General features: G+C 46.8%; 5 protein-coding genes. 1 reads left to right on the top strand and 4 read right to left on the bottom strand.

Features of this window, described 5'->3' with window-relative positions; translation table 11 throughout:
- Positions 1-445: 445 nt before the first annotated feature.
- Together cphA and F6J99_RS17465 are read right to left on the bottom strand one after the other, a co-directional pair.
- Entirely contained in the window at positions 446-3124 is a 2679-nt protein-coding gene (gene cphA, locus F6J99_RS17470) for a cyanophycin synthetase (RefSeq protein ID WP_293113998.1), read from the bottom strand.
- Between the two features lie 435 nt (positions 3125-3559).
- Positions 3560-4411, bottom strand: coding sequence for a cyanophycinase (locus F6J99_RS17465; RefSeq protein ID WP_293114000.1), 852 nt, complete (start codon positions 4409-4411; stop codon positions 3560-3562).
- A 214-nt stretch (positions 4412-4625) separates the two neighbouring features.
- Between F6J99_RS17465 and trmD the strand changes: the two genes are divergently transcribed.
- Positions 4626-5333, top strand: a complete 708-nt coding sequence (trmD, locus tag F6J99_RS17460) for a tRNA (guanosine(37)-N1)-methyltransferase TrmD (RefSeq protein WP_293113997.1) — start codon at positions 4626-4628, stop codon at positions 5331-5333.
- Here the strand turns inward: trmD and F6J99_RS17455 are convergent.
- Positions 5301-5432 carry a hypothetical protein gene (locus F6J99_RS17455; protein ID WP_293113996.1) on the bottom strand — a complete coding sequence of 44 codons (132 nt, stop codon included), beginning with the start codon at positions 5430-5432 and terminating at the stop codon, positions 5301-5303. The two genes, trmD and F6J99_RS17455, sit on opposite strands and share 33 nt — an antisense overlap.
- Before the next feature lie 79 nt (positions 5433-5511).
- Positions 5512-6900, bottom strand: a complete 1389-nt coding sequence (locus tag F6J99_RS17450) for an NCS2 family permease (protein WP_293113995.1) — start codon at positions 6898-6900, stop codon at positions 5512-5514.
- Positions 6901-7036: the final 136 nt, after the last annotated feature.

The raw sequence follows: 7036 nt of genomic DNA, 5'->3' as shown, positions 1-7036 counted from the left end.
AGAGACAGTAAAAAGGTATATAGAAAACCAGAGAGGCAAATAACACGAGAGCCGGGATAAATCCCGGTACGCTCCACGCCCACCCAATAAATTAGGTGGCTAACTCTCGCTAGTTATTTCTCTGTTTCTCATACTTATGAGGTACATTCAATTTTTCCATGGGTTACTCCCTACTCACTACTCTGTGAAACCTAGGACGAAGTACCTGACCCAATTGAGAAACGCTATACTATGTTTACATCTCAAGTAAAAATGCTATAGATCACAAATTAATCATTAGTAGCGAGTTGCTGTTAAAGAAGTCATACCACCCACATCAAGGTCTGTCAGGTTTGAGGTTAGCGTTCGCTTCGCGAACGCAATCAACGTTGATGGGAAACCTTCAACCTTTAACCTTTAACCTTCAACCTTTAACCTTCAACCTTTAACCAATACCAACCGCAACTTAATTGACCACCGATGGCTTCAACTCATCTTCGCTGTCAGCACCGGTTGCCTTAAGGCCATTATCCGGCAAAGGATTACGAGCCTCAATGAGTTTGATTGCACGACTGACACTTTCTGGCAGAATCACCACTAAACCACCATCAGCCACTTTATCCAAACCCCTATCAATTGCCTCTGTTTCGTTGAGGATAATCTCATAGTTGGACTCGCTATTTTCCTCTCGTATGCCCTTACGAATTAATTCAGCTGCATCACCACTGGGACGTCCTCGTAAGTCATCATCTTCTTTGATAATAATCCTGTCAAAGATTTTTGCTGAGAGTCGTCCTAGTTCAATAAAGTCTTCATCCCGGCGATCCCCAGGACCACCCACAACCCCTAAGCGCTCTCCGGGCCAGTTGCGCACAAAACTACCCAATGCCTCGTAACTAGCTGCATTGTGGGCATAATCCACTAGAGCATGGTAACTGCCAAGATTGAACAAATTCATTCGTCCTGGTGTCTGGTCTACAGAAGCCCGAAATGTGGTCAATGCCTTTCGAATGGCCTCAATCGAGACCCCTTGAGCAAAGGCAGCAAGACTAGCAGCTAGAGCATTAGCAATCATAAAAGGTGCCCGTCCCGCAATTGTCACTGGCACATTGACTGCCTGCTCAATCCGCAGGGTCCAATCCCCTTTGATGATGGACAAATAACCATTTTCATAAACCGCAGCCAGACCACCACCACTGGTGTGATTTTTGACCAACTCATTCTCTGAGTTCATAGCGAAATAAGCCACTTGACCCTTTACCTTTTCCGCCATAGCTCTGACTAGGGGGTCATCAGCATTGAGGATAGCATAGCCCTTCGGACTCACCACTTCCGCCACAATACTCTTCACCTTGGCCATCTGTTCAATGGTGTCGATGTCTCCAATTCCCAAGTGGTCAGCGGAGACATTTAAAACCACCCCAATATCACATTTGTCAAAGGCCAAGCCAGAACGCAGGATCCCACCCCGAGCAGTTTCCAGCACTGCCACCTCAACTGTAGGGTCTTTGAGAATTACCTGAGCACTTTGGGGTCCAGTGGTATCACCTTTTTCCACCATATATTCATCAACGTAGATCCCATCGGTAGTGGTATAGCCTACAACCTTTCCAGTTTGGCGATAGATATGGGCAATTAAGCGGGTGGTCGTGGTTTTTCCGTTGGTACCTGTAATGGCGATGATGGGAATACGGTTAGGTTGCCCATTTCGGAAGAGCATATCTAGGACTGGTGCTGCCACATTCCGGGGCTGACCTTGACTAGGACAAACATGCATCCTAAAGCCAGGGGCAGCATTCACTTCAACCACCACCCCATCAGCTTCCCGTAAAGGCTTAGTGATATCGGAAGTGACAATATCAATGCCAGCAATATCTAGACCAATAATTTTGGCAACTCGCTCTGCCAGCCAGATAGTTTCTGGATGGATGTTATCGGTGTGGTCTACAGCAATACCGCCAGTGCTGAGATTGGCAGTTTCCCGCAAGTAACAAACTTCCCCCTTTCTGGGTATACTGTTCAATCTGTACCCTTGCTTTTTCAAGACACTCTCACTGGTAGGGTCTACCACAATTTTCGTCAAAACATTGTCGTGTCCGTCACCCCGATGGGGATCAAGGTTAGTTTGGTCAATCAGTTCCTCAATCGTAGACCTACCATTACCCACCACATGGGCAGGGATACGCTCTGCTACTGCTACTACCTTGCCATTGACCACAAGAATCCGGTGGTCAAAACCTTTATAATAGCGCTCCACAATCACAGAGCGGGAGACTTCTTTGGCGGTCTTATAGGCAGTCTGCGCCTCTTCCCAGCTATTAATATCAAGGGTAATGCCTCGTCCATGATTCCCATTCAGGGGTTTAATCACAATCGGGTAGCCACCTACATCCTCAATTGCCCCTTCCAACTCATCGAGGAATCGAATCGTTGTACCCCGGGGCACCGGTACACCAGCATCCCTCAGGATTTGTTTGGTACCTTCTTTATCACAAGCCAACTCAACCCCTAAAATCCCTGAATAATCACTCAATGTGGCTTGAATCCGCTTTTGGTGGACACCGTAGCCCAGTTGAATCATCGCTCTCGCGCTCAGCTGCATCCAGGGAATTTCTCTGGCTTCGGCTTCCTTAACCAGGGATTGAGTGCTTGGTCCTAAAGCTGAATTATTAGCCAGTTCTTGTAAATCTTTCAGGTCTTGTTCTAATTCACTTTGGGGATAGGTTTGCTTATCAATGATGCTACGACACAGCCGCACAGCTGCCCTAGCGGCATAACGACCCACCTGCTCATCAATGTACTCAAATATGACCTGGTAGACTCCTGGTGTCGCTGTTTCCCTAGTGCGACCAAATCCAACCCTCATGCCAGCCAGATCTTGTAGTTCTAGGGCAACGTGTTCAATGATGTGCCCCATCATGGTGCCTCTGGCAACCCGAGCCAGGAATCCCCCCCGGACACCAGGGGAACAGAAATGCTCTTCCAGACTGGGTAGGACAGTCTTTAGTCCTTTATAGAAGCCAGGAATCTCGTTGGAGGGGGTATTTGCCAATTCCTCTAAATCGAGACGCATGACAATCAGTTTGTGATGTCCAATACTCCAATAATTAGGACCACGTAAAGTCTGGATTCTCAGAATTCTCATATCAACTGAAACTTCGGTGGTGATGCTCGCTGAATGTGCAAGGAAGCCTAAAGACGCAATTCATCAAATAAAATCCGCCTTTATCGCCTACTTTGGCACTACTTTGGCACATTATGAGCCGATTGGCACGCTTGAAAAGTCTAGCTCCAATCCTGGAATCAGGCGATCGGGTAGGCTGATGATTAAATTTGGGATAATCTATTAATTATTAACCTTGGACAGAGAAAAAACTGTTCTGTGTGAACAGTTTTTTCAAAATTATCCATTGCAGCCAGCAGATTCAAGAGATGAGTTCCCCCAACTACAGTCATGAGGAAACCCCCTGATTAAGGCGCTACATCCCTTGGCACAGGGCAGGTCAAGCTATACTCAAAAGCGTGGGCTGGTTAGTGCGGTTGTTGTCTAGGATGGCGGTTGTTGTCCAGGACGGAAGGTTTAGCTTTCTCCTGCGAATAAAGAACGCTTCTGAAAGTGGTAGCGATCGCCATGACACAGAACATGAACTCGCAGATTGTGGATACTGATCGGGTCGTTATGACCAATCTTAGGCTGGTTGGTGTAAACCATTTCCTTGGGATCAATAATGGTGACAGTGCCTTTACCCATCACTTGTAACCAACCATTTTTTTCAAACAAAGCGCAGGTATCTTCATCGATTCCGATTGCCAATCGATCCGGATGTTCAGAAATCGCACTGATCAGGCGTGCCATACGATTCCGATGGTGGAAATGTTGATCGACAATCACCTCTGGAATGATTCCTAAGCCCATGGTTATATCCACCAAAGCACGATTAGGAAACTCACCACTACCACCACCAGCAATCATGTGATGACCCATAACTGCAGCCCCAGCACTTGTCCCAGCTAGGGTAATCTCGCTCTGATGAACCCGCTGTCGTACTTTTTCCATTAAGGGGGTATCGGCTAGTAGCCCGCACAAGCGTAGTTGGTCACCTCCGGTCATGAATACCCCGGTACAGATTTCCACGTACTCTAGTAAGTCTTTGTTTTCTGCTTCAGAGCGATCGCGTATATCTAGCAACCGAATTTCCTCGGCTCCCATGTCTTCAAAGATGCGTTGATAGCGACTGCCAATCACGGTTGGTTCTCTGGAAGCTGAAGGGATAATGGCAAGGCGAGCATTAGTTCCTCCAGCACGCCGAAAAAAAGTTTGCAGGATCTCTCGTCCATGAACTTTATCTTCAGCGCCGCCGATTACCAAGATTCCTGGTTGAGTGGACTTAGGCATCCTAATTCTTTGCAATTGAGATTCTAACTGCTGCATTATATTAGTAATGGGCATGAGGTGAGTTCAATACTTTTGAGTAGTGCTTTTTAGTTAAAATGCCACATTCTAGCAATTTTTCAGTTGACTCCGTGATTTTTTAATGATATTCACGCATTATATCCTTACAATTTCTGCATAATCACTGATTATGTATGTTACCCTCTTCTGACAGGATTCTTAGCTCCAGACCCCAAACCCCCCTTAACTCCTTGTGCGATTTGACATTATCACTCTGTTTCCGGATTTCTTCACCTCTCCCCTGAGTTCAGGGCTACTTGGTAAGGCACTCCTCAAACAAATAGCCGAAGTGCATCTGATCAACCCCCGAGACTTTGCTACTGACAAGCATCGACGAGTTGATGATGAACCCTACGGTGGTGGGGTGGGAATGTTGATGAAACCAGAGCCGATTTTTGCGGCTGTAGAGTCTTTGCCCATTTTACCCCACCGTGATGTCATCTTAATGACGCCCCAGGGGCAACCGATGAAACAGCAATTGTTCAAAGAATTGGCCACAGGTTATGAGCAGCTGGTGATAATTTGTGGACACTACGAAGGTGTGGATGAGCGGGTATTACACTTAGTCACCCGAGAGGTATCACTGGGGGATTTTGTCTTAACCTGTGGAGAAATCCCAGCCCTAGCCATGATTAATGGTGTCACCCGGTTGCTACCAGGAACAGTAGGCAAAGCCGAATCCCTTAAATTAGAAAGCTTTGAAGCGGGGTTACTGGACTATCCTCAGTACACAAGACCTGCTGAGTTTCGGGGATGGAAAGTTCCAGAGGTTCTGTTATCAGGACATCATGGGGAAATTGACCGCTGGCGTAAACAACAGCAAATTGAAAGAACTAAAGAACGCCGTCCTGATTTGTTTGATCAATCCCTAAATGCAAAGGGAACAGGGAGTAGGGAGTAGGGAATCGGGAATCGGGAATCGGGAATCGTAAGCATTAGCATTTAGCTTATGGGCTACATCACAAGCTTCTAGCCTGTGCCATGATACTTGAGGTGCCAATAGCACCTCAAGTAGCGTGGGCGTAGCGCTAATCGCGCTATAGCTGATAGCTGATAGCTGATAGCTGATAGCTGATAGCTTACGCTCCTACGAAGGCAAACTTGAGGATAAATACTGTTGCTAAAATCCACATGGCAATGGTCGTTTCGTGAGCTTTACCTTGAAAAGCTTTTAACAGCGGAAAGGTAATTAAACCGACAGCTAAGCCATCAGCAATGGAATAACTTAAAGGCATGATCAAGATGGTGAGAAATGAGGGAATTGACTCGGCTGGATCGTCCCAATGGATTTTTCTAACACTTGGGATCATCAACACTCCAACCATGACTAAGGCTGGTGCTGTGGCAAAGCTGGGAATGGCAGATAGAAAGGGAATGAAAACTATGGATAGGCCAAATAAAATGGCAGTAACAACGGCAGTCAAGCCAGTGCGTCCCCCTTCTAAGAGTCCTGATGCGGACTCAATATAGGTGGTTACTGTAGACGTGCCTAAGATTGCCCCAGCAGTAGTACCGATTGCATCTGCCATAAAGGCTCGGGACCCATGGGCAAATTCCCCTTTTTGATTGAGATAACCGGCTTTGACTCCGAGTCCAGTTAGGGTACCAACGGTATCAAACAGATCCACAAACAGTAGCACAAATAGGATACTCAGTAGTTCCCAGATATTGGTTTGAAGCACTTTTGACAGACCTACAAATGCCTGACCCAGTAAATCTCCCGGCCACTGGGGTAAGGCAACAATTCCTTGTGGCCAAGGGGCTATCCCCATAATCCATCCCAGTAATGCGGTGGCAAGAATACCCCACAGCAGTGCTCCGGTAATGCGTCGAGCGATCAAGGCTGAGGTAATTAGAATCCCAACAATGGTTACTAATGTGGCTGGCTGAGTCAAATCTCCCAAGGTAGTTGTAGTGGCCTGAGACTGAGTAATGATACCTGAGCTATTGAGACCAATATAAGCAATAAATAAACCAATGCCTGTGGTGGTGGCTTGTTTAATACATTCCGGAATCCCAGTGACAATTTTACGGCGAACTCCAGTAACCGTCAGCACTATGAAAATTAGTCCTTCAATGAAAACCGCAGCCAGAGCAACCCGCCAATCGATGCCTAAACCCAACACTACTGAAAAGGTAAAGTAGGCATTGAGACCCATGCCTGGTGCTAGGGCAAATGGATATTTGGCATAGAGTCCCATCACTAGGGTTGCCAAAGCAGCTGAAATACCCGTGGCAATCACTAGTTCCCCAAACAAATCCTTGGGTTGTTGGAGGAAAATGGCATTGGACAAAATATCGGGATTGACCACCAGAATGTATGCCATGGTGACAAAGGTGGTTACTCCCGCCAGAATCTCCGTAGTAAGTTTGGCTTGGTGTTGATGAAATTGGAAAAATTTAGCGATCGCATTGGTATCTTCCACAACTGGACGCGGTTCACTCAACGGGTCAGATTCTGGAGTCATGGCAAGGGAAGGGTGATCAATCTGCTGCTAGCATAGTGGTTTTTTGGCAAATGCGATGTTCCAAAAGAACCGCTTCGCGATGTTCCAAAAGAACCGCTTTCGGCAGAGCCGACGCTGCGCGAACGCGAACGCTTAC

It is taken from the genome of Moorena sp. SIO4G3 (assembly GCF_010692305.1).
GTDB classification, from domain to species: domain Bacteria; phylum Cyanobacteriota; class Cyanobacteriia; order Cyanobacteriales; family Coleofasciculaceae; genus Moorena; species Moorena producens_A.
This window is presented reverse-complemented; position numbering and strand designations above follow the sequence as displayed.

What these genes read in the sequence shown, in the direction of transcription:
- cphA (WP_293113998.1), bottom strand. Translation starts at nt 3,124, where the DNA reads ATGAGAATTCTGAGAATCCAGACTTTACGTGGTCCTAATTATTGGAGT.
- F6J99_RS17465 (WP_293114000.1), bottom strand. Translation starts at nt 4,411, where the DNA reads ATGCAGCAGTTAGAATCTCAATTGCAAAGAATTAGGATGCCTAAGTCC.
- F6J99_RS17450 (WP_293113995.1), bottom strand. Translation starts at nt 6,900, where the DNA reads ATGACTCCAGAATCTGACCCGTTGAGTGAACCGCGTCCAGTTGTGGAA.